Raw genomic sequence first — 22,738 nt, forward strand, 5'->3', positions numbered from 1 at the left:
CGAACTCCTGACATCCTGCTCCCAAAGCAGGCGCGCTACCGGACTGCGCTATACCCCGGTTTGAAATTGGCTCCGTGACCAGGACTCGAACCTGGGACCCAATGATTAACAGTCATTTGCTCTACCGACTGAGCTATCACGGAACTACACATTTCAATTTACTACGGTGAAACTTGCAGCTTCTCGACATCGTTTTCGCATCGCTGCGTTCGTGTGTCTGAGGCGCGCTATTCTACAACCTAGAACACCTCTGTCAACCCCCTAAATTGCTTTCAAGTTAATGATTTGCAACTTATTTCAGATTTCTGCCCAGTGAGCTGAAACCGTGTTGGTGACTGACTGCGGGGCGCACTTTACAAGCCTTTTCCTTTGAGTTCAACAGCCTGGCGAAAAAAAAGGCCTCGCATTGCGAGGCCTTGATGACGACAGCACCGTCGAGCGTCAGTTGAACGTGATCTCGTCGTTCTCCACGACGCCGGTCGCGGTCTCGCCTGGCAGGAAACGCCCCGACAGGATCAACTGTGCCAACGGGTTCTCGATCCAGCGCTGGATCGCCCGCTTCAGCGGCCGTGCGCCATAGACCGGGTCATAGCCGACAGCAATCAGCTTGTCCATCGCTTCCGGGCTCAGTTCCAGCTTCAGCTCGCGCTCGGCCAGACGGCTGCGCAGACGGCCCAGCTGGATCTCGGTAATGCCCGCGATCTGATCCCGCGCCAATGGCTCGAAGATCACTACTTCGTCGACCCGGTTGATGAACTCCGGACGGAAGTGGGTGGAAATCGCATCCATCACCGCTGCCCGTTGTGCTTCACGATCGCCTACCAGTTCCTGGATCTGCATCGAACCGAGGTTGGAGGTCATGACGATCACGGTATTGCGGAAGTCCACCGTGCGGCCATGGCTGTCGGTCAGACGGCCATCCTCCAGCACTTGCAGCAGGATGTTGAACACGTCCGGGTGAGCCTTCTCGACTTCGTCCAGCAGGATCACCGAGTAAGGCTTGCGCCGTACCGCTTCGGTCAGGTAACCGCCCTCTTCATAGCCGACGTAGCCCGGTGGTGCACCGATCAGCCGCGCCACGGAATGTTTCTCCATGAACTCGGACATGTCGATCCGCACCATCGCCTCTTCAGTGTCGAAGAGGAACTCGGCCAGCGCCTTGCACAGCTCGGTTTTACCGACACCGGTCGGGCCGAGGAACATGAACGAGCCGCTCGGACGATTCGGGTCGGACAACCCGGCCCGGGAACGCCGCACCGCGTTGGCTACCGCCACCACCGCTTCGTCCTGACCGATCACGCGCTGATGCAACAGGCTTTCCATCTTCATCAGCTTGTCGCGCTCGCCCTCGAGCATTTTCGATACCGGAATGCCAGTCCACTTCGAAACGACTTCGGCGATTTCCTCTTCGGTCACCTTGCTGCGCAGCAACTGGTTCTCGCTCTTGCCGTGCTGGTCGACCATTTGCAGGCTGCGCTCCAGATCCGGGATCACCCCGTACTGCAACTCGGCCATGCGGTTCAGGTCACCTTTACGACGCGCGGCTTCCAGTTCCTGACGGGACTGTTCGATCTTCTGTTGAATCTGCGCAGAACCCTGCACCTCGGCTTTTTCCGAGTTCCAGATTTCTTCCAGATCGGAGTACTCACGCTCGTGGCGATCGATTTCTTCCTGGAGTTTCTCCAGACGTTTCTTCGCCGCGTCGTCGCTTTCTTTCTTCAGCGCTTGGGATTCTACTTTCAGTTGAATCAGTCGCCGCTCCAGACGATCCAGCACTTCCGGCTTGGAGTCGATCTCCATGCGGATGCGGCTGGCCGCCTCATCGATCAGATCGATCGCCTTGTCCGGCAGCTGCCGGTCAGTGATGTAGCGATGGCTGAGCTTGGCCGCCGCGATGATTGCGCCGTCGGTGATCGCCACCTTGTGGTGAACCTCGTAACGCTCCTTGAGGCCACGCAGGATCGCGATGGTGTCTTCTTCGCTCGGCTCGTCCACCAGCACTTTCTGGAAGCGCCGCTCGAGGGCCGCATCCTTCTCTATATATTGGCGGTACTCGTTGAGCGTGGTCGCGCCGACGCAGTGCAGCTCACCACGGGCCAGGGCCGGCTTGAGCATGTTGCCGGCGTCCATCGAGCCTTCGCCCTTGCCGGCGCCGACCATGGTGTGCAGTTCGTCAATGAACAGAATGATCTGCCCTTCCTGCTTCGACAGCTCGTTGAGCAGCGCTTTCAGGCGCTCTTCGAACTCGCCGCGATACTTGGCACCGGCAATCAGCGCGCCCATATCGAGAGACAGCAGGCGTTTACCACGCAGGCCATCCGGCACTTCGCCGTTGATGATGCGCTGGGCCAGCCCTTCGGCAATCGCGGTTTTACCCACGCCAGGCTCGCCGATCAGCACCGGGTTGTTCTTGGTGCGGCGTTGCAGGACCTGAATGGTGCGACGGATTTCATCGTCACGGCCAATCACCGGGTCAAGCTTGCCTTCTTCGGCGCGCTTGGTCAGGTCGACGGTGTATTTATCCAGCGCCTGACGGGACTCTTCATGGTTGGCGTCGTTGACTGCCTCACCACCGCGCAGGTTGTTGATTGCATTCTCCAGGGCTTTCTTGCTCACACCCTGGCCGAGCAGCAACTTGCCGAGCTTGCTGTTCTCGTCCATCGCGGCGAGCAGCACCAGCTCGCTGGAAATGAACTGGTCGCCCTTCTGCTGGGCCAGACGGTCGGCCTGGTTGAGCAGACGCGCCAGATCCTGCGACATGTTGACGTCGCCGGTCGGGTTCTGGATTTTCGGTAATTGATCGAGCTCTTTGGTCAGCTCTTTACGCAAGCTGTTGACGTCGAAGCCCACCTGCATCAACAGGGGTTTGATCGAACCACCCTGCTGTTCAAGCATGGCTTGCATCAAATGCGCCGGCTCGATGGCCGGATGATCGTGGCCGACGGCCAAAGATTGGGCATCGGACAACGCCAACTGCAATTTGCTGGTTAAACGGTCTATACGCATGGGTCACCTTCCTTTTGAGCAGGCCGGACCTGAAAACCGTCCTGAATAAAGAAACCTGCCAGATACCGCTATAGATGCGGTCGATTCTGGAAGATTCAAGCGTGGGACAGTTGATGCAGATCAGACAGTTTAGCGGGTGAGCCAAACGAGGGAAGCGAAGCGACCAGTGCGCGATGCACGGCGATAAGAGAAGAAGCGCGGATCGGTCACGGTACAGAAACCGCCACCATAAACAGCGGTGACACCACGAACCGCCAGACGCAGCCGCGCCAGCTTATAGATGTCAGCCATGAACTTGCCGGCGTTGTGGCTCGGGACAAAGGCTGTCTCGGCTTCGGGCAATTGATTGATGAACACTTCCCGGACTTCCGGGCCGACTTCAAAGGCTTGCGGTCCGATGGCCGGGCCGAGCCAGACCAGAATGTCTTCGGCAGGCACATCCAGGCTGTCGAGGGTAGCCTCCAGCACGCCGGCCGCCAATCCACGCCAACCGGCGTGAGCGGCAGCAACGCGAGTGCCGGCACGGTCGCAGAACAGCGCCGGCAGGCAATCGGCAGTCATCGCCGCACAAGCGATACCGGGCGTTGCCGTCCAGCTGGCATCCGCCGTGGTCACCACGGACGGATCCGCATGCGCCACGGCAATCCCGTGCACTTGCTGCAGCCAGGCAGGCTTTATAGAGAAGTGTTCGGTCAGACGCCGACGGTTTTCGGCAACAGCCTCCGGGCGGTCATCGACATGATCGCCCAGATTGAGGCTGTCGAACGGCGCCTCGCTGACGCCGCCCTCGCGGGTGGTGACACAGGCTTTGACGCTGGCCGGCGCGGGCCAGTCCGGCGTCAGCCAGTTCATCCGACGAATGCCTCGCGATCCTGCTTGAGCAGGGTCAGCAGCCACACCAGATCTTCCGGCAGCGGCGATTCCCAGCTCATGCGCTCACCGGTGGTCGGATGATCCAGCTCGAGGAACCGCGCGTGCAGGGCCTGACGCGGGAAGTGCTTGAGGGATTCGACCATGGTTTGGCTCGCGGCCGGCGGAATGCGGAAACGACCGCCGTACGCCGGGTCGCCGACCAACGGGAAGTTGATGTGCGCCATGTGCACGCGGATCTGGTGAGTACGACCGGTCTCCAGCTTCACCCGTACGTGGGTGTGGGAACGGAAGCGCTCCAGCACGCGGTAGTGGCTGACGGCCGGCTTGCCGCCTTCCATCACCGCCATGCGCTGGCGCTGCTGGCCGTGACGGCCGATCGGGGCGTTGATCTTGCCGCCGGCGGTCACCACGCCGATCACGATGCACTCGTAGATCCGGCTGACGCTGCGGCTTTGCAGCTGCGCGACCAGTTTGGTCTGCGCCTGAATGGTCTTGGCCACCACCATCAGACCGGTGGTGTCCTTGTCCAGACGATGCACGATACCGGCGCGCGGGACATTGATGATGTCCGGCACGTGGTGCAGCAAGGCGTTGAGCAAGGTGCCATCAGCGTGACCGGCAGCCGGGTGCACCACCAGGCCCGCAGGCTTGTTGATCACCAGAATGTCGTCGTCTTCATAGACGATGTCGAGTTCGATGTCCTGAGCGACCCATTCACCCTGGGCCTCCTGCTCGGCAGTGAGCTCAAGGATGGCACCGCCATGAACAATGTCGCGCGGGCGGATGACCGCCCCGTCCACAGTCAGGCGACCTTCTTTGATCCAGGCGGAAAGGCGCGAGCGCGAGTGCTCGGCGAAGAGTTGGGCAGCGACTTGATCGAGGCGTTGGCCGCCCAATTCGGACGGCACCTCTGCGCGAAGTTCAATTTTATCGGACATGCTCGGACTGGGCGTCGGCTACAGCCTTTGGTTTCGGCTGCGCGCTTGTGGTTAAATACGGCGTCTTTTGCCCCGGGGCTTTTCAACGGGGCGCTCATCATAACAGGACGGCCCCGCCCAAGACAGCGGCCGTCATAGGGACGCAAGCCGCCATGCAAGTGAAACACCTGCTGCTGATCGCCATCCTCGCATTGACCGCTGCTTGCTCATCGAAGGAAGTCGTAGACGAAAACCTGAGTGAAGCCGAGCTGTACCAGCAGGCTCAACAGGACCTGGACAACAACAGCTACACCAGCGCCACAGCCAAGCTGAAGGCTCTGGAGTCGCGTTATCCGTTCGGTCGCTATGCCGATCAGGCGCAGCTGGAACTGATCTATGCCAACTACAAGAACGCCGAGCCGGAAGCTGCAAAATCCGCTGCCGAGCGTTTCATTCGTCTGCATCCGCAGCACCCGAACGTGGATTACGCCTACTACCTCAAGGGCCTGACCTCGTTCGACCAGGACGTCGGCCTGCTGGCGCGCTTCCTGCCGCTGGACATGACCAAGCGTGACCCGGGTGCCGCCCGCGACTCCTACAATGAGTTCGCCCAGCTGACCAGCCGCTACCCGAACAGCCGCTACGCGCCGGACGCCAAGCAGCGCATGATCTACCTGCGCAACCTGCTGGCTGCCTACGAAATCCACGTGGCCGACTACTACCTGACCCGTCAGGCCTATGTCGCCGCTGCCAACCGTGGTCGTTATGTAGTGGAAAACTTCCAGGAAACCCCATCGGTCGGTGACGGCCTGGCGGTGATGACCGAAGCCTACCAGCGTCTGCATCTGGACGAACTGGCGGCCACCAGTCTGGAAACCCTGAAGCTCAACTACCCGAACCACCCGAGCCTGCAGGACGGTCAGTTCGTGCCTCGCGTTGCCGAAGCCGACAACCGTTCGTTCCTGAGCAAGGCCACTCTGGGCCTGATCGAATCCCGTCCGCCGCTGCCGCCGGGAGAAACCCGCGCCAACCAGGACGTGCAGAAGCAGTTCCAGGACGCGAAAGACGCGATCCCGAACGAGCTCAAGCCAAAAGACGAAAACGGCGACGTGATCGAAGAGCCGGAACCGGAGTCGAGCGACAGCGACCGTTCCATCTTCAGCTACATGACCTTCGGTCTGTTCGACTGATCACTGCAGTGATGCCAAAAAGGGAGATCTTCGGATCTCCCTTTTTATTGCGGCGTGTGATTGGGCTGTGCGCCTGTCGGGTCCTTGGCTAAACTGCCGAATCATTAGCCGAAAAGCCGCCCATCATGCTTCGTTTACTGTTCTGGATTGCCTTGATCGCCGCTGCTGTCTGGTTGTGGCGCAAATTCAAGGCCCCCGCCTCGTCCACCCGATCGCCTCGCGAACAGGATGCCGCGCCGATGGTGCGCTGCGCCCATTGCGGCGTGCACCTGCCCCGCGACCGCGCGCTGAACCTTCAACAACAGTGGTATTGCAGCCAGGCTCACCTTGAGCAAGGCCCCGGTTCCAGTGATCGCTGAGGCCGACAACGCCGACAGCAAACAGGCCCAGCGACTGCTGCGCCTCTATCATCTGTACCGTTTGAGTGTCGGCATCACCCTGGTGTTGCTGATCTCCAGCAACATGGACAACCGCCTGCTGACCTCGGCCAACGACGAGTGGCTGCGCAATGGCAGCTGGTTGTACCTGGTGCTGAACATCCTGCTGGTGGTGTTCCTCGAGAATATCCGCCGCCCAGCCCAGTTGTTCGGCCTGGCACTGGTCGACATTCTGCTGCTGTGCGGCGTGTTCTACGCAGCGGGCGGTGTGGCCAGTGCGATTGGCAACTTGCTGATCGTTTCGGTGGCCATCAGCAACACCTTGCTGCGACGACGTATCGGCTTGCTGATCGCCGCCATCGCCACCCTCGGCATCGTCGGGCTCAGCTTCCTGCTGAGTTTCAGCCACCCCCTGAACGCCAACGACTATCTGCAGGCCGGCACCCTCGGCGCCTTGTGCTTTGCCGCCTCGCTGCTGGTGCAAGGGTTGATCCGCCGTCTCGAAGTCAGTGAGAACCTGGCCGAGCTGCGCGCCAGCGAAGTGGTGGGGCTCGAAGCCCTCAACGCGCTGATCCTGCAACGCATGCGCACCGGCATTCTGGTGCTCGACGAACAGCGCCGGGTGCAACTGGCCAATCACAGCGCCAGGACCCTCCTGGGCCAAACACAGCTTGAAGGCGACTTGATCGACGAGCACTCGAGCGCATTGGTCGAACGCCTGCAACTGTGGCTGAACAACCCGACCCTGCGCCCGCAAAGCCTGAAAGTCGCCGGCAACGGCTTGGAGCTGCAGCCGAGTTTCATCGCCCTGGAACAGAGTCCGAACCGCCAGACCCTGGTGTTTCTCGAAGACCTCGCCCAGATCGCCCAGCAGGCCCAGCAATTGAAACTCGCCGCGCTGGGCCGGCTGACTGCCGGTATCGCCCATGAAATCCGCAATCCGCTGGGGGCCATCAGTCATGCTGCGCAGCTGTTGCAGGAATCCGAGGAACTCGACGGCGCGGATCGGCGTCTGACGCAGATCATTCAAGACCACTCCCAGCGCATGAACCGAGTCATCGAAAACGTCCTGCAACTGTCCCGCCGCCAGCAGAGCGCGCCGCAACGGCTGGATCTCAAGCCGTGGCTGGAGCAGTTCGTCGACGAGAGCCGCGAACAGGCCGGCGAGCGCCAGCACATTCATCTGCAAATCGGTCCGGGGGATTTTCGCACCCTGATGGATCCCGGCCAGCTCACGCAGATTCTCGACAATCTGTTACGCAACGGCTGGCGCCACAGTGCCCTTTTGCACGACCCGGCCGAGATCTGGCTGACGCTATCCATCGACCCCGAGAGCACGCTGGCCGTGCTCGAAGTGCAAGACAACGGCCCCGGCGTGCCGCTCGATCAACAGGTTCACCTGTTCGAACCGTTCTTTACCACCAGCAGCCAAGGCACCGGCCTTGGGCTTTATCTGTCCCGTGAGCTGTGCGAAAGCAATCAAGCGCGCCTAGACTTCAAATCACGCCAAGGCGGCGGCTGCTTTCGCATCACCTTTGCTCACGGACGGAAACAAAGTTGAATACGAGCCCACGGCAAAAAATCCTCATCGTCGACGACGAGCCGGATATCCGCGAACTCCTGGAAATCACCCTGGGACGGATGAAACTCGACACCTTCAGCGCACGCAATCTCGCAGAGGCCCAGGCGCTGCTGCACCGCGAGACCTTCGATCTGTGCCTGACCGACATGCGCCTGCCCGACGGCACCGGCCTGGAACTGGTGCAGCACATTCAGCAACGTTATCCCCAACTGCCGGTGGCGATGATCACCGCCTATGGCAGCCTGGAAACGGCGATCAACGCCCTCAAGGCCGGGGCTTTCGACTTCCTGACCAAACCCGTGGATCTGACACGCCTGCGCGAGCTGGTCGGCTCGGCGTTGCGCATGCCGGCGCCGGGCAATGTCTGCACTTCGATCGACCGGCGGCTGCTCGGCGATTCACCGCCGATGCGCAACCTGCGCAAACAGATCGACAAACTTGCCCGCAGCCAGGCACCGGTCTACATCAGCGGCGAATCTGGCAGCGGCAAGGAACTGGTGGCCCGATTGATTCATGAGCAGGGCCCGCGCGCCAGCCAGCCATTCGTACCGGTGAACTGCGGGGCGATTCCTTCGGAGTTGATGGAGAGCGAGTTTTTCGGCCACCGCAAAGGCAGTTTCAGCGGCGCGGTGGAGGATAAACCGGGACTGTTTCAGGCGGCCCATGGCGGCACGCTGTTTCTCGATGAAGTGGCGGATTTGCCGCTGCCGATGCAGGTCAAGCTGCTGCGGGCGATCCAGGAAAAAGCCGTGCGCAGCGTCGGCGGGCAACAGGAAACCGTGGTCGATGTGCGCATCCTCTGCGCGACGCACAAGGACCTCGATGCGGAAGTGGCTGCCGAGCGTTTCCGTCAGGATCTGTATTACCGGCTGAACGTGATCGAACTGCGTGTGCCGTCCCTGCGCGAACGTCGCGAGGACATCGAAGCACTGGCCGGCCACATGCTCAGGCGCCTGGCCAATGGCACCGGGCAGCCGGCGGCACGCCTTCATCCCCATGCCCTCGAGGCGCTGAAAAACTACCGCTTCCCGGGCAACGTGCGGGAGTTGGAGAACGTGCTCGAGCGGGCGCACACCCTATGTGAAAACCGCACGATCGAGACCGATGACTTACGCCTGAGTGAAGGTAACGGCGCCGCCGAGGGCGGGGTTGCCGATCTCACCCAGATCGACAACCTCGAAGACTATCTTGAAAGCGTCGAGCGCAAACTGATTTTGCAGGCGCTGGAGGAAACCCGCTGGAATCGCACGGCGGCGGCGCAGCGGTTGAGCCTGTCATTTCGGTCGATGCGCTACAGGCTCAAGAAACTGGGTCTGGATTGAGGGCCTCTTCGCGGGCAAGTCGAATCGTCGCACCGCCGCTCCCACAGTTTTGTGCCGTGCTCAACTTTTNAAAGCGCCGTACCCTGTGGGAGCGGCGGTGCGACGATTCGACTTGCCCGCGAAAGCGATTTATCAGGCACCGCTAAAAAACTGACTAGATCCGTCCGGCCGGTGCATACGGCGCGGGATCAATGATCGGCGCGCGCCCCAGCATCACATCGGCAAACAACTGACAGGACGCCGGCGCCAGCACCAGCCCGTTGCGGTAATGCCCGCAGTTCAGCCACAGACCGTCAAACCCCGGAACCCGGCCAATGTAAGGGATGCCCTCTGGCGAACCCGGTCGCAGCCCGGCCCAGTGCCCCACCACTTCGGCATCGGCCAGCGCCGGCAGCAACTCGACTGCCGATGCCTTGAGGCTTTCCAGTGCGTTGTCCGTCGGGGTCTTGTCGAAGCCTTCGTGTTCCAGCGTACTGCCGATCAGAATATGCCCGTCACGGCGCGGAATCGCATAGCGCCCCTTGGCCAGCACCATGCTCGGCAGGAAATCCGCCGCGCACTTGTAGAGAATCATCTGGCCCTTGACCGGTTCCACCGGCAGCGACAGGTCCAGGGTCTTGAGCAATTCTCCGCTCCACGCGCCCGCCGTCAGCACGATCTGATCGCCAGCGATCACACCGGTTGAAGTCTGCACGCCCACCACCCGTTCGCCTTCACGGACGAACCCGCTGACTTCGCACTGCTCGTGAATCGTCACGTTCGGCAACGCCTGCAAAGCCGCTTTCAAAGACTTCACCAGCCGCGGATTGCGCACGTTGGCCACATCGGCCATGTAGATCGCCCGGGAAAAGCCGCCACCGAGCACTGGCACCGCATCATGCGCCGCCGAGATATCCACAGCCCGTAGCGGACGGTCCTCCCGCGCGGCCCAGGCCAGCGCTTCGGCTTCGTCATCCAGATCCAGCCAGTACAGGCCGGTGGTGTGCACTTCGGGATCGACCCCGGTATCGGCAAACAGGCGCTCGCCCAGCTGTGGATAAAAATCCTGCGACCAATGCGCCAGCGCGGTGACGGCCGGGCTGTAGCGCCACGGGTACAGCGGAGACACGATACCGCCGCCGGCCCAGGACGATTCCTGGCCAACGTTCGAACGATCCAGCAGCACCACGCTGCCGACCTCGGAGGCGAGGTTGTACGCAGTGAGCAGGCCAATCACCCCGCCACCGACAATCACCACTTGCTGTTGCCTGGTCATGTTTGATCCAACCGTAAAAAAGACAGTGGGCGCAAAAGGCGCCCGAAATAATGCGGCTCAGCGGCCCCAGCAATCCTTGGTGGTCAGCCCGGTGGTCGCGTTGTTCATGCTTCTGACACCGGTGTTGGTGAGGGTGAAATCCCCGCACTTGTCAGTGGCCATGGCCGTGCCGGTCTTGCGGGTCGCGGTCAGCAGGAAGGTCTGATCGGTGATCGTCGGCGTGATGGTGTAGAAATCGTTGCCGGTGCTCAACCCGGTGACACCGGTGTAGACGTTGTTCTTCGAATAGAAGCGCTCGAGGATCTGTGCCTGTTCCGACAAAGTGCTGACCACCTCGGCACGACGGCCCTTCTTCACGTATTCGGTGAGGCTCGGATAGCCGATGGTGATGACGATACCGATGATCGCAATCACGATCATGATTTCGATCAGGGTGAAACCTCGGTTGGATCTGCGCATGCCTCGAACTCTCGCTTACTGAATTTGCCGCCACATGATACGACGGCTGCCGCCGCCGGATTTTTCCACCAGGGTGGTGATACCGCCACTGGAATCGTTCACGACCTTGCGTGATGCACCGTTGACGATGGCGTTCAAGGTCGGGATACCACCGGTGAACACCACGCCGCTGGAAATCGTGTCGTTGCTGTCGACCACGCCATCGGCATTGGTGTCGAGCACCGCGTAGTTGAGCATCTTACCGCTGAACGCATCGAGTTCGATCAGTTTGCCGGTACCGAAACTGGAACACGGGTCGGTGGTATCGACACTGGCCGTGGTGAACACGATGCGTCCCAGCACCAGACTGGCCTGATTGATCACCCGTTCGCCAGTCAAGGCGTTGTTGTACACCAGCGGCAGATACCAGCCCTTCTCCGCCGGATAAGTCGTGTCGTTCTGGCTGGTGGTGACGAACTGCCCGGTACTGCCGGAGAACACCCCGGTAATCGCCTGCGCCTGCAAACTGCTGACCGTGATCTGACCCGACCCGCCATCGGCATCCCACACCGAATAAAACGCCTGCAAATCTTTGTTGGTCTTGTCGGCGGTCTCGTTGAATTTGCCGGTGCCGACGAAAATCTGTTTACCACCCAGAGCATTGTCCGCCAGCAACGGCTGCGCGGTGATCGGCTGAGTCGCCCCGCCGGCCGTGGTGAACAACGGCTTGCCGGAAAACGCTACGCCCCAGCTGTCGGAGGACGTGGCGCTCAGGTCGAACTTCCACAACCGCCCCTTCAAGTCACCGCCATACGCCGCCTGCACCACGTTCTGCGAATTGACCCGCAGCTTCACCGAAGACAAGCCGTTGGCGGTTTCCGTACTGTCGATGACGATTTTCTTGATCAGCGAGCCGTCACGCACATCCAGCACATACAGCGCCGCCACCCCGGAGTTGCTGCCGTAACCGTTGGCAATGAACGCCGCCCAGCGACCATCGGCCAAGCGTGCCACTTCCGGACGGGCATAGGCGTAACCCAGATCATTAAAAGCATTGGAGGTACTGGCGGTTGTCGGCGCGCTGACTTCCCACAAGGCACGGATGACGTTGCCTGCCGAGGCGTCGAACAGCTGGAGCCCATAGAAAGTCTTGCCGCCGGCACCCGTACCGCCGATGGCCAGGGTTTTCCAGGCCGTGCCGAATTGCGCATCGAACACACCGATCTGACCATCCACCAGAAATTTGTGGCTGACGCCATTGACGTAGTTCGGATCGGCAATCAGGCGCAGCGAGGGCAATACGCTGGACGGCATGTAGGCATAGCGCCGGGTACCGTTGGCCGAGTTGATGACGCTGACAAAACCGTCGTTGGCGTTCACCACCAAGCTGGCATTCATGTTCGAAGCCTTGGTGGTCAGGTAAGTGCTGTAGGTGGTGTCACCCGCCAGATCGGAAGCGGTTTTTTCCGTGGGCGAAGCCAATACGAGCGGCGAGTTGATGATGTCCCCGAGCAATACGCTGCGCACTTTGAGCCCGGTCTTGTTGGTGCCCTTGCTCCATTCGACCAGGTCGATGCCGCTGATGCCGACGGGTAAACCCTGGCTGAGAACGGTCTGCTGGGCCGGGGAGAAGTTGCCGTAGGCCAGCGTCACCGCCGCGTTGTTCAGGGAGTTCCACGACTGGTAGGTCGGCGCAGTGGCACCGGGCACGATGGCCGTGTCGGTGGTCCACAGCACGGCCGACGTATTGACCGCCCCGGCCGAGGTGAAGCCAAAGGACTTGATCGTGCCGCGCCAGTCTTTGGGGTCATAACTGGTCTGGAAATAGCTGGTGCCGCTCGCCAGCGTGGTGCCACTGGCCACACCGCTGCCGCCGGAACCAGCCTTGGAAGTGATATCGCTCAACGCCGAAGACAATGCGGCATTCAGGCCGGCGCTGTCGGTCGCCTGGTAGTAGCGGCCCTGTCCGTAATCGGCGGCATCCGAGAGCATGTCGTTGGAAGCGGTGAAACCCACGGTGTAGGTGTTCATGTTCTGCCTGGGGAAATCCACCGCGTTCCAGCTCTTGCCCGCTGCATCGGTGCCGGTGGAACGCATGTCGATGTCGAAGGCGAACTTGGCGATATCGTCCAGGTACAGCGTATCGCCCTCCCCGTCCCCGTTGAGGTTGGTCCCGTCATTGTTGATGCCGTCCCAGTTCGGCAGGCGGCTGCCGCCCAGCGGGTCGTTGCTGGGAAAGGTGCGGTCATAGGTCGGCAAACCGTCGGTGATGACCACGCCGTAGTTTTTCTGGCAGCGATACTGGATCGGGCTGGTGTAAGTGCTCGGCGTGCTGTTGTAGTACGGCGCCATCCCGCGCATGTAGCGGGTGATTTCGTAATAGGTCTCGGCCAGCGGCGTGTTGGCCACCGCGCTCAGGCCATTGATCGAGGAAATCAGTGCGTTGTAGTTGGTATCGGCCTGGGCCTGGGTCACGCTGCCGCTGACCGGTGACAGGTCGCTGATGGAGCGTGCGATGAAACCACCGTTGCCGGGGTTGTTGCTGGTGGCCGGATTGAAGGTGGCCAGGCCCATGCGCAGGTTGCGGTTGCTGGTGACCAGTGCGGTGGAGACGTTGCGCGCCACGTTGATCCGGTAATCGTTGGGAATCGCCCCGGTGGTGAAGTCGCGTGTGCCGTTGTTGATCGCCAGACTCACCACGTAGGAAATGTAATCCGCCGAATAGCGGGTGTTGCCGCTGCCCACCGGATCCGGCAGCTTCAGGCAGAGCGGCGTCAGGCTGTTGTTGTAGAACGCATAGGCGCCGCCGGCGCAGCCGGAGGTCGGCAGGCTCGACAGAAAGATCGTATCGCCGGTAATGGCGGTCGAGCTCAGACACAGACCGATGACCGCGTTGCACTGCCGAGCCGGCGTGCGATCCACGGTCGGATCGAACCCTGCTGCATAGATGATGCTGTTCATGCTGCCCGAGTCGTCGATCATCAACATCACGTTCGGAGACACCGCAGCCGCGCTCAACAGCGGCGAATCGGACGGCGTGAAGGCATACGCCGGTGCAGCCAGATAGAGCCCGGTCAGCATGCCGAGCAGCAGCGACAGCCACGTGACGCGTCGCTCAGTACTTCGCATAGACACTCTCCACCACACTGCGCGAAGTGCCGGCGATGCCGACGGCCGTGACCCGGTACAACGTCGCCGAGGTGTTGCTCGGTACGTTCACCGCCGTCAGGGTCGTACCGATATTCTGCACCCCGTAGAACCCGCTGCCGGCGGCGATCCAGGTGACCCCCGACGTGGAATTGAACCCGGCCGCGCTGACCACCGAGGACTCCGCCGGCGGCGCGCATTGGGTAGGGCTGGCGCACACCGCCAGCGCGTAGCCATCCAGTTGCACCGCACTTTCGCCGATGCGCAGCGCCGCCTCGGCAGTCTGGAACGATTGATTGCGCAAACTCACGCTGCCGGCCATTTTTTCCTGCAGGTTGGCGCTTTGCATCGATGACAGGCCGATCACCGTCAGAAGCAGCAGAAATACCAGGCTGACCAGCAACACCATGCCGCCCTGGGACCTTCGCCGATGGAGAGAAACGTTCATCGCTCGCCCCTCACTGCAAGCGGTTGCGCAAGGCGGCAACCACGTTGAAGGTTTGATTGCTGACCCGGTTGTTCGGGTCAGTGAGGGTAAGGCTCAGGCGCACGCTGCGAATCCGCGCCGGATCACCGGGGTTGGCGCTGTAGGTGGACGCCGCGACATCGGTCGCGGAACTCGCCAGACCGAACGTCACGGTAAATGCACTGACGTTGTTCACAAGCACCTGTTGGGCCGGATTGCCGCTGCCAGTGCCCATCAGAATCTGGTTGTTGCTGAAGCTGTAGACCAGCCGACGGATCGGAAACGCGATCTGTCCTGTCGCCGCCACCCGCGCGCCGGTATAAGCCGTGGCGCTGTTGCGGCAATCGGAGACCACCGTCCAGGTCGGGGTCCCGCCCGCACTGCCGACATCAGCGGTGACCAGGGTCAGCTTGAGGTTGGCGTTGTCCCAACTGATAGGCATGATCTGGGCCGCCGTGAAATCCCCCGCCGAGCTGGAATCGGTAATCGTGCCCAGGCAGCCGAACATGCCCACCATGCGCAGTTCCTGAATCATCTTGCTCAGCACAAACCGCGCGTCTTCCTGCATGGCGGCCGCACTGTTCTGACTGACGTAAGTGTTCTTCGCCGCCAGGAAGATCTGCACCACGCCGAGCACCACGATCAGCCCCAGCGCCAGAGCGACCAGCATTTCGATCAGACCGAAACCCAGGTTATGGCGCTTCATGGTGTGGTCACCGGATCGACTGCGGCGCGACTGGTCAGGACGAAGCTGCGGGTTGCACCGGCCGTATTGGCGGCGCGCGCGTCACTCCAGGTGATGGTGATGGTGTACACGCGCTGATTGAGGGTGATGCTGCCGGTGGCGGTCGGGCCGCCGAAATTGACGATGTTGGTGCTGAAATCGTAGAGATCCTGATCCCGGGCGACACTCAGATTGCCCGTGGTCGGTGGTGTCACGGTGTAGTCGGCGCCGGAATTGGCGCGGATCCGGTCCATCATGTCGTAGGCGATGAAACTTGCCTGGCTGGTCATCCGCGAGCTGTCGGTGTACTTCAGCGCATTGAGCTGAACCGCCGCCGCGCCCAGCAACCCGACCGTCAGAATCAACAACGCGACCAGCACTTCGATCAGCGTCATGCCCTCCTGTGCGTACTTGCTCCCTGCCCTCATCCGCAACTTCCACCCAATTGAATTCGTCCGTTCAGACACACGTTCAGCGTCCTGCTTTGCGTGCCCAGCGTGTAACTGATCACCACCGCCGTGGATGGCGCCGCCAGCCCGCCCAGATTGTTGAAATCCAGCGCGGTCACCCCAGAGGGTAGCGTCAGAGTCGCACCGCTGCTCATCGCTGGAACAACCCGTAATACATTGGCCGGAGTGCCAGTACTGTCGTAGACCGACAACTCGCCGGTCCAGACACTGCCGCCGGCGCTCGGCCGCAAGCGAGTGGTGATGCCCCGGTTGATCGCCTCGAGCCTGGCGTAGTTGAGGGCCCGTTGCAGGTCGCCGACCTCGGTGTCGGCCTTGCTGCCCTGCACCGAACGGGTGAATGCCGGCACCGCCATCGTGATCAGGATCACAAACACCGCGACCGCCACCAACAGCTCGATCAGCGTGAAACCTTTTGTACGATGATCCATCGATGCCCTCCGTTGCCGTCGGCTATACCTGTACAAACCTAGAACATTCGACCGGCATGCGCCGGTTGATTTACCGCGTGCGGCGCACGGATTGCGCCGCCGTGCACAATCCAGAGAGGAGGCGCACATGCCGCAACAGGGTTTCAGTCTGGTCGAACTGCTTATGGGACTGGCGATCGGCGCAATTGTTCTGTCGCTGGTCAGTCCGGCGCTGGCGGACTTCACCGAATCAAACCGGCGGCAGCAGGCTGCGCAGTCTTTGCTCGACGGGATTCGTAATGCCCGGAGCATGGCCATCACGCGCAACCAGAGTGTGGTGATTCATGGCATCAACGGTGACTGGGGTCAGGGCTGGCGGATCATCCTGGATCTCAATGGGAAGGGGCCGGCGGATGCGGGTAATCCATTGCTGATCGAGCAGGCGAATGACGGAAAGATACCGATTGTCGGCAACTGGCTGGTGAGCCGGTACATACGCTTCAGCAGCCTGGGCCAGCCACTGGTGCCGGACCGCAAGTTTCAGGCGGGGACGATACATCTATGTTCGGCTCGTGAACCGGTCAGCCAGCTTCAGGTGGTGCTGGCGGCGACCGGTCGCGTACGCCTGGCCAGCCAAAAGGCTGAACAGGCGTTGTGCCGAAAGGATAAAGCGATCAGATCGAACGGACGCGCAGCTCTTTAGGCATCGAGAACGTGATGTTCTCCTCACGCCCGGCCAGTTCGTCGGCGCCGGTGGCGCCCCAGGCCTGCAACTGCTGGATCACGCCACGTACCAGAACTTCCGGGGCGGAGGCGCCGGCGGTGATGCCGATGCGCTCGACACCGTCGAACCAGCTCTTCTGCAGGTCTTCGGCGCCATCGATCAGGTAGGCCGGCGTGGCCATGCGCTCGGCCAGCTCACGCAGGCGGTTGGAGTTGGAGCTGTTCGGACTGCCCACCACCAACACCACGTCGCATTCGTCAGCCAGTTGCTTGACCGCGTCCTGACGGTTCTGGGTGGCGTAGCAGATATCGTCCTTGCGCGGCCCGCCAATGGCCGGGAAACGCGTACGCAGCGCATCGATGACACGGCTGGTGTCATCCATGGACAACGTGGTCTGGGTGACAAAGGCGAGCTTGTCGGGGTTGCGCACCTGCAGCTCGGCGACATCCTTCTCGTCTTCGACAAGGTAGATCGCGCCGCCATTGCTGGCGTCGTACTGGCCCATGGTGCCTTCGACTTCCGGGTGACCGGCGTGGCCGATCAGGATGCATTCACGGCCGTCGCGGCTGTATTTCGCGACTTCGATGTGCACCTTGGTCACCAGCGGGCAGGTGGCGTCGAACACTTTCAGGCCACGGCCGGCGGCTTCGGTGCGCACGGCTTGCGAGACGCCATGGGCACTGAAAATCACGATGACGTCGTCCGGCACCTGATCCAGCTCTTCGACAAAGATCGCGCCACGACTGCGCAGGTCTTCGACCACGAACTTGTTGTGCACCACTTCATGACGCACATAGATCGGCGGCCCGAAGACTTCCAGGGCGCGGTTGACGATTTCGATCGCCCGGTCCACGCCGGCGCAGAAGCCACGGGGGTTGGCGAGTTTGATTTGCATGCTGTGCCTCGTGTCTTGCGCGCAAGAAAATGGATCATTGCAATCCCTGTGGGAGCGGGCTTGCTCGCGAAAGCGGTGTGCCAGACAACTTTTATGTTGAATNGTCAGTCAGCATTCGCGAGCAAGCCCGCTCCCAAAGGGGTTCTGCTGTGTTACTCAGAGCGCTTTGACGGAGAAGATTTCCACGTCAAAGGTCAGCGTCTTGCCTGCCAGCGGGTGGTTGAAGTCAACGGTCACTTGCGCGTCGTCGAACTCTTTCACCACACCCGGCAGCTCAGTATTGGCCGCATCGTTGAAGATCACCAGCAGCCCCGGCGACAGTTCCATGTCCGCAAACTGCGAACGCGGGATGATCTGTACGTTTTGCGGGTTCGGCTGGCCGAAGGCGTTTTCCGGCTCGACGGTCAGGGTACGCTTGTCGCCAGCCTTGAAGCCGAACAGCGCCGCCTCGAAACCCGGCAGCAGGTTGCCGTCGCCGACCTTGAAGGTCGCAGGGGCTTTGTCGAAAGTGCTGTCGACCGTGTCGCCGTTCTCCAGGCGCAATGCAAAGTGCAAGGTGACTTCCGTGTTCTGGCCGATGCGTTGCTCAGCCAATACCTGTTCAGTCATGAACGGCTTCTCCGGTTTTTTTACTTTTGAACATGTCCAGTGCCAGCATCACCGCACCAACGGTGATGGCGCTGTCGGCGAAGTTGAATGCCGGGAAGTACCAGCGGTTCTGCCAGTGCACCAGAATGAAGTCGATCACATGGCCCAGGGCAATGCGGTCATAAAGGTTGCCCAATGCGCCGCCCAGCACCAGCGCCAGCGCGATGGCCAGCCAGGTTTCGTTGCGGCCCAGGCGCTTGAGCCAGACCACCAGCACCGCACTGACCACAATCGCGATCAGCGCGAACAGCCAGCGCTGCCAGCCGGAGCTGTCCGCGAGGAAGCTGAAGGCAGCGCCGGTGTTGTAGGCCAGGGTCCAGCTGAAGTAATCAGGGATGATCACGATCTGCTGGAACATCTCGAGCTTGCCTTCGAAGTAGAACTTGCTGGCCTGGTCGATGACCAGAACCAGCAAGCTCAACCAGAGCCAGCTCAGCCGTCCGAAACGGCCAACGGCATTAGGCATAGTGACGAACCTCGCCGGCGCCATCGATGTTGTCCACGCAACGACCGCAGATTTCCGGATGCTCCGGGTTCACGCCGACGTCTTCGCGACAGTGCCAGCAACGGGCACATTTCGGGAAGGCGGATTTGACGATCTTCAGTTTCAGGCCGCTGACTTCGGTGGCCACAGCGTCGGCCGGAGCCTGCACGAACGGCGCTACAGTGGCAGTCGAGGTGATCAGGACAAAGCGCAGCTCGTTGCTCAGTTTGGCCAGGTCGGCGGTCAGCGCGTCTTCGGCGAACAGCGTCACTTCGGCTTGCAGGTTGCCACCGACGGCCTTGGCCGCGCGCTGGATTTCCATCTCTTTGTTGACCGCCACCTTCACTTCCATGATGCGATCCCAGTACTCGCGACCCAGCTCGAAGCCTTCCGGCAACTCGGTCAGGCCTTCATACCAGGTGTTGAGCATCACCGATTCGTTGCGCTCGCCCGGCAGGTATTGCCACAGCTCGTCGGCGGTGAACGCCAGGATCGGCGCGATCCAGCGCACCAGCGCTTCGGAGATGTGGAACAGCGCGGTCTGGCACGAACGACGGGCCTTGCTGTCGGCGCCGGTGGTGTACTGGCGATCCTTGATGATGTCCAGGTAGAAACCACCCAGCTCCTGCACGCAGAAGTTGTGGATCTTCGAGTAGACGTTCCAGAACCGGTATTCGCCGTAGTGCTCTTGCAGCTCACGTTGCAGCAGCAGCGTACGGTCCACCGCCCAGCGATCCAGCGCCAGCATGTCTTCGGCCGGCAGCAGATCGGTGGCCGGGTTGAAACCGGTCAGGTTGGAAAGCAGGAAACGCGCGGTGTTACGAATACGACGATAGGCGTCCGCGCTGCGCTGCAGGATCTGCTCGGACACGGCCATTTCGCCGGAGTAGTCGGTCGACGCGACCCACAGACGCATGATGTCGGCGCCCAGGGTATCGTTGACTTTCTGCGGCGCGATCACGTTGCCCAGGGACTTGGACATCTTGCGGCCGGACTCGTCCACGGTGAAGCCGTGGGTCAGCAGCTCGCGGTATGGCGCGTGGTTGTCGATGGCGCAACCGGTCAGCAAGGACGAATGGAACCAGCCACGGTGCTGGTCCGAACCTTCCAGGTACAGGTCGGCACGCGGACCGGTCTCGTGGCCCATCGGATGCGAACCGCGCAGGACGTGCCAGTGGGTGGTGCCCGAGTCGAACCAGACGTCGAGGGTGTCGCTGATCTTGTCGTACTGCGGCGCTTCATCGCCCAGCAGTTCGGCAGCGTCGAGTTTGAACCAGGCTTCGATGCCTTCGACTTCAACGCGCTTGGCCACTTCTTCCATCAGCTCGACGGTGCGCGGGTGCAGTTCGCCGCTTTCCTTGTTCAGGAAGAACGGGATCGGTACGCCCCAGTTGCGCTGACGGGAGATGCACCAGTCCGGACGGTTGGCGATCATCGAGTGCAGGCGCGCCTGGCCCCAGGCCGGAACGAACTTGGTGTCTTCGATGGCTTTGAGCGAGCGTACGCGCAGGGTGTCGCCGCTGACTGGCTCCTTGTCCATGCCGATGAACCACTGCGCGGTGGCGCGGTAGATCAGCGGGGTCTTGTGACGCCAGCAGTGCATGTAGCTGTGTTCGATGACGGTGGTGTGCAGCAGCGCACCGACTTCGGTCAGTTTTTCGACGATGGCCGGGTTGGCCTTCCAGATGAACTGGCCGCCGAAGAATTCCAGCGACTGCACGTAAACGCCGTTGCTCTGTACCGGGTTGAGGATGTCGTCGTTGACCATGCCGTACTTCTTGCAGGTCACGAAGTCGTCCACGCCGTAGGCCGGCGCGGAGTGAACCACGCCGGTGCCGGCACCCAGTTCCACGTAGTCGGCCAGGTACACCGGCGACAGACGGTCATAGAACGGGTGACGGAAATTGATCAGTTCCAGCGCCGAACCCGGTGCGGTGGCCAATACGGTGCCTTCGACGCCGTAACGGCTCAGGCAGGATTCGACCAGCTCTTCAGCCAGCACCAGCAGCTTGTCGCCGATGTCGACCAGGGCGTAGGTGAATTCCGGGTGAACGTTGAGCGCCTGGTTGGCCGGGATGGTCCACGGGGTGGTGGTCCAGATCACGATCGAGGCCGGTTTGCCCAGGGACGGCAGACCGAATGCGGCGGCCAGTTTGGCCTCATCAGCGATCGGGAACGCTACGTCGATGGTCGAGGACTTCTTGTTCTCGTACTCGACTTCCGCTTCGGCCAGGGCCGAACCGCAATCGAAGCACCAGTTCACCGGTTTCAAGCCCTTGAACACGAAACCGCCCTTGACGATTTCGGCGAGGGCGCGGATTTCACCGGCCTCGTTCTTGAAGTTCATGGTCTTGTACGGATTGGCGAAGTCGCCCAGGACGCCGAGGCGGATGAACTCGGTCTTCTGCCCTTCGATCTGCTCGGTGGCGTAGGCACGGCACAGTTCTCGGGTCTTGTCCGCGCCCAGGTTCTTGCCGTGGGTCACTTCGACCTTGTGCTCGATCGGCAGGCCGTGGCAATCCCAGCCCGGGACATACGGCGCGTCGAAGCCCGACAGGGTCTTCGAGCGGATGATCATGTCCTTGAGAATCTTGTTCAGTGCGTGACCGATGTGAATCGTACCGTTGGCGTACGGAGGGCCGTCGTGCAGGACGAACTTCGGACGATCCTTGCCAATCTCGCGCAACTTTCCGTACAGGCCAATACTGTCCCAGCGCTGCAGGATCTGCGGTTCGCGCTGTGGCAGGCCGGCCTTCATTGGGAAGGCGGTGTCCGGAAGGTTTAGCGTGGCTTTATAGTCGGTCATTTAAGGCTCTTCATTAGCGATGGGCGCTAGGTGCGGCTAGTGCACGGGCGGCGGCGACATCCGCGCTGATCGCCGTTTTCAATGCCTCCAGGGAGGCGAAACGCTGCTCTTCACGCAGCTTCTGGTGGAAAACCACCGTCAAACGCCGGTCATACAGATCGCCGGCAAAATCTAAAAGATGGACTTCAAGGTGGGCCTTGCCATCACCTTGGACCGTGGGCCGCACGCCGATATTGGCGACGCCGGGCCAGGTCTTGCCGTCGATGTCGACGTCGACCAGGTAAACCCCGGTGAACGGCACGCGACGGCGTTTCAGTTGAATATTCGCCGTGGGTGTACCCAGTTGGCGGGCCAGTTTCTGGCCATGCAGCACGCGACCGGCAATCCGGTACGGGCGGCCGAGCAGACGTTCGGCCAGCGCGAAATCGGCGGCGGCCAGCGCGTTGCGCACCTGAGTGCTGCTGACGCGAATGCCGTCCAGCTCGACGGTTTGCGCGGCTTCGACGGTAAAACCGTGAACCTGCCCGGCCTGCAACAGGAAATCGAAATCGCCGAGGCGGTCGCAACCGAAGCGGAAATCGTCCCCGACCTCCAGATGCTGCACGCCGAGGCCATCGACCAGGATGGTATCGACGAACTCGCTGGCGCTGAGCTTGCTCAAGCGCTGGTTGAAGGCCAGACACAAGACCCGGTCGACACCTTCGGCGGCCAGCAGTTGCAGCTTGTCGCGCAACCGGGCGAGACGCGCCGGCGCGGTCTCCGGGGCGAAGAATTCCCGTGGCTGCGGCTCGAAAATCACCACGCAGCTGGGTACGCCCAACTCGAGCGCACGCTCACGCAGTCGGGCCAGAATGGCCTGGTGACCACGGTGAACACCGTCAAAGTTGCCAATAGTGGCGACGCAGCCCCGATGCTGGGGGCGCAGATTGTGGAGGCCTCGAACCAGCTGCATAACGCGCTTCTTGCTCATAAAGTGGCCGATTATAACCACACCCGACGGCCGACGA

At 61.4% G+C, this 22,738-nt stretch carries 20 protein-coding genes and 1 tRNA gene; 5 read left to right on the forward strand and 16 right to left on the reverse strand.

Going from position 1 to position 22,738, the window contains the following annotated elements; genetic code table 11:
- Window positions 1-67: 67 nt before the first annotated feature.
- The 4 genes from ACTJK9_RS21025 to rluD form a co-directional block, all read right to left on the reverse strand.
- Window positions 68-143: transfer RNA gene (locus ACTJK9_RS21025), tRNA-Asn, on the reverse strand.
- 298 nt (window positions 144-441) lie between these two features.
- A complete protein-coding gene (gene clpB / locus ACTJK9_RS21030; protein WP_064382092.1) occupies window positions 442-3,006 on the reverse strand; it encodes an ATP-dependent chaperone ClpB in 2,565 nt (854 codons plus the stop codon).
- A 129-nt stretch (window positions 3,007-3,135) separates the two neighbouring features.
- Entirely contained in the window at window positions 3,136-3,858 is a 723-nt protein-coding gene (gene pgeF, locus ACTJK9_RS21035; protein ID WP_085612624.1) for a peptidoglycan editing factor PgeF, read from the reverse strand.
- Window positions 3,855-4,817, reverse strand: a complete 963-nt coding sequence (gene rluD, locus ACTJK9_RS21040; RefSeq protein WP_011335991.1) for a 23S rRNA pseudouridine(1911/1915/1917) synthase RluD — start codon at window positions 4,815-4,817, stop codon at window positions 3,855-3,857. Before rluD ends, pgeF begins: the two co-directional genes overlap by 4 nt.
- A 152-nt stretch (window positions 4,818-4,969) precedes the next feature.
- On the opposite strand from rluD, the gene ACTJK9_RS21045 reads away from it, so the two are divergent.
- The 4 genes from ACTJK9_RS21045 (at window position 4,970) to ACTJK9_RS21060 (ending at window position 9,267) form a co-directional block, all read left to right on the forward strand.
- Window positions 4,970-5,986: an outer membrane protein assembly factor BamD gene (locus ACTJK9_RS21045; protein WP_007959566.1), complete on the forward strand. Its 1,017-nt coding sequence runs from the start codon at window positions 4,970-4,972 to the stop codon at window positions 5,984-5,986.
- A 125-nt stretch (window positions 5,987-6,111) separates the two neighbouring features.
- Entirely contained in the window at window positions 6,112-6,345 is a 234-nt protein-coding gene (locus ACTJK9_RS21050) for a PP0621 family protein (RefSeq protein WP_039771683.1), read from the forward strand.
- Window positions 6,335-7,924 carry a sensor histidine kinase gene (locus ACTJK9_RS21055; RefSeq protein WP_440816048.1) on the forward strand — a complete coding sequence of 530 codons (1,590 nt, stop codon included), beginning with the start codon at window positions 6,335-6,337 and terminating at the stop codon, window positions 7,922-7,924. The genes ACTJK9_RS21050 and ACTJK9_RS21055 overlap by 11 nt, the downstream gene beginning before the upstream one ends.
- Window positions 7,921-9,267: a sigma-54-dependent transcriptional regulator gene (locus ACTJK9_RS21060; RefSeq protein WP_440815956.1), complete on the forward strand. Its 1,347-nt coding sequence runs from the start codon at window positions 7,921-7,923 to the stop codon at window positions 9,265-9,267. The genes ACTJK9_RS21055 and ACTJK9_RS21060 overlap by 4 nt, the downstream gene beginning before the upstream one ends.
- A 154-nt stretch (window positions 9,268-9,421) precedes the next feature.
- Here ACTJK9_RS21060 and thiO read toward each other — a convergent pair whose 3' ends face one another.
- Genes thiO through ACTJK9_RS21095 form a run of 7 tightly spaced genes read right to left on the reverse strand, consistent with a single transcriptional unit; the run spans window position 9,422 to window position 16,195 of the window.
- Complete coding sequence (gene thiO, locus ACTJK9_RS21065) at window positions 9,422-10,522, reverse strand: glycine oxidase ThiO (RefSeq protein WP_085612621.1); 1,101 nt, start codon at window positions 10,520-10,522, stop codon at window positions 9,422-9,424.
- Window positions 10,523-10,579: 57 nt separating this feature from the next.
- A complete protein-coding gene (locus tag ACTJK9_RS21070) occupies window positions 10,580-10,981 on the reverse strand; it encodes a type IV pilin protein (protein WP_440815959.1) in 402 nt (133 codons plus the stop codon).
- 15 nt (window positions 10,982-10,996) lie between these two features.
- On the reverse strand, window positions 10,997-14,089 hold the full coding sequence (locus ACTJK9_RS21075) for a pilus assembly protein (protein ID WP_440815962.1): 3,093 nt from the start codon (window positions 14,087-14,089) through the stop codon (window positions 10,997-10,999).
- The gene (locus tag ACTJK9_RS21080) at window positions 14,076-14,555 is read right to left on the reverse strand and encodes a pilus assembly PilX family protein (RefSeq protein WP_064382099.1); all 480 of its coding nucleotides are present in this window, start codon (window positions 14,553-14,555) and stop codon (window positions 14,076-14,078) included. The genes ACTJK9_RS21075 and ACTJK9_RS21080 overlap by 14 nt, the downstream gene beginning before the upstream one ends.
- Before the next feature lie 10 nt (window positions 14,556-14,565).
- Window positions 14,566-15,279 carry a PilW family protein gene (locus tag ACTJK9_RS21085; RefSeq protein WP_440815965.1) on the reverse strand — a complete coding sequence of 238 codons (714 nt, stop codon included), beginning with the start codon at window positions 15,277-15,279 and terminating at the stop codon, window positions 14,566-14,568.
- Complete coding sequence (gene pilV, locus ACTJK9_RS21090; protein ID WP_440815967.1) at window positions 15,276-15,725, reverse strand: type IV pilus modification protein PilV; 450 nt, start codon at window positions 15,723-15,725, stop codon at window positions 15,276-15,278. The genes ACTJK9_RS21085 and pilV overlap by 4 nt, the downstream gene beginning before the upstream one ends.
- Complete coding sequence (locus ACTJK9_RS21095) at window positions 15,722-16,195, reverse strand: GspH/FimT family pseudopilin (protein ID WP_085689738.1); 474 nt, start codon at window positions 16,193-16,195, stop codon at window positions 15,722-15,724. Before ACTJK9_RS21095 ends, pilV begins: the two co-directional genes overlap by 4 nt.
- Window positions 16,196-16,322: 127 nt before the next feature.
- Here ACTJK9_RS21095 and ACTJK9_RS21100 point away from each other — a divergent pair, with 127 nt between their 5' ends.
- Window positions 16,323-16,877 carry a GspH/FimT family pseudopilin gene (locus ACTJK9_RS21100; RefSeq protein WP_440815971.1) on the forward strand — a complete coding sequence of 185 codons (555 nt, stop codon included), beginning with the start codon at window positions 16,323-16,325 and terminating at the stop codon, window positions 16,875-16,877.
- Here the strand turns inward: ACTJK9_RS21100 and ispH are convergent.
- The 5 genes from ispH to ribF all read right to left on the reverse strand — a co-directional run bounded on the left by ispH (window position 16,849) and on the right by ribF (window position 22,683).
- A complete protein-coding gene (gene ispH / locus ACTJK9_RS21105; RefSeq protein WP_440815974.1) occupies window positions 16,849-17,793 on the reverse strand; it encodes a 4-hydroxy-3-methylbut-2-enyl diphosphate reductase in 945 nt (314 codons plus the stop codon). The genes ACTJK9_RS21100 and ispH overlap by 29 nt on opposite strands.
- 156 nt (window positions 17,794-17,949) lie before the next feature.
- Window positions 17,950-18,387 carry an FKBP-type peptidyl-prolyl cis-trans isomerase gene (gene fkpB, locus ACTJK9_RS21110; RefSeq protein ID WP_170928297.1) on the reverse strand — a complete coding sequence of 146 codons (438 nt, stop codon included), beginning with the start codon at window positions 18,385-18,387 and terminating at the stop codon, window positions 17,950-17,952.
- A 7-nt stretch (window positions 18,388-18,394) separates the two neighbouring features.
- Window positions 18,395-18,907: a signal peptidase II gene (gene lspA / locus ACTJK9_RS21115; protein WP_064118729.1), complete on the reverse strand. Its 513-nt coding sequence runs from the start codon at window positions 18,905-18,907 to the stop codon at window positions 18,395-18,397.
- Window positions 18,900-21,731, reverse strand: coding sequence for an isoleucine--tRNA ligase (gene ileS / locus ACTJK9_RS21120; protein WP_440815978.1), 2,832 nt, complete (start codon window positions 21,729-21,731; stop codon window positions 18,900-18,902). The genes lspA and ileS overlap by 8 nt, the downstream gene beginning before the upstream one ends.
- 13 nt (window positions 21,732-21,744) lie before the next feature.
- Complete coding sequence (gene ribF, locus ACTJK9_RS21125; protein ID WP_007959537.1) at window positions 21,745-22,683, reverse strand: bifunctional riboflavin kinase/FAD synthetase; 939 nt, start codon at window positions 22,681-22,683, stop codon at window positions 21,745-21,747.
- Between the last annotated feature and the right edge of the window lie 55 nt (window positions 22,684-22,738).

The sequence above is a fragment of the Pseudomonas sp. 22082 genome, assembly GCF_052046055.1.
GTDB lineage: Bacteria > Pseudomonadota > Gammaproteobacteria > Pseudomonadales > Pseudomonadaceae > Aquipseudomonas > Aquipseudomonas pharyngis.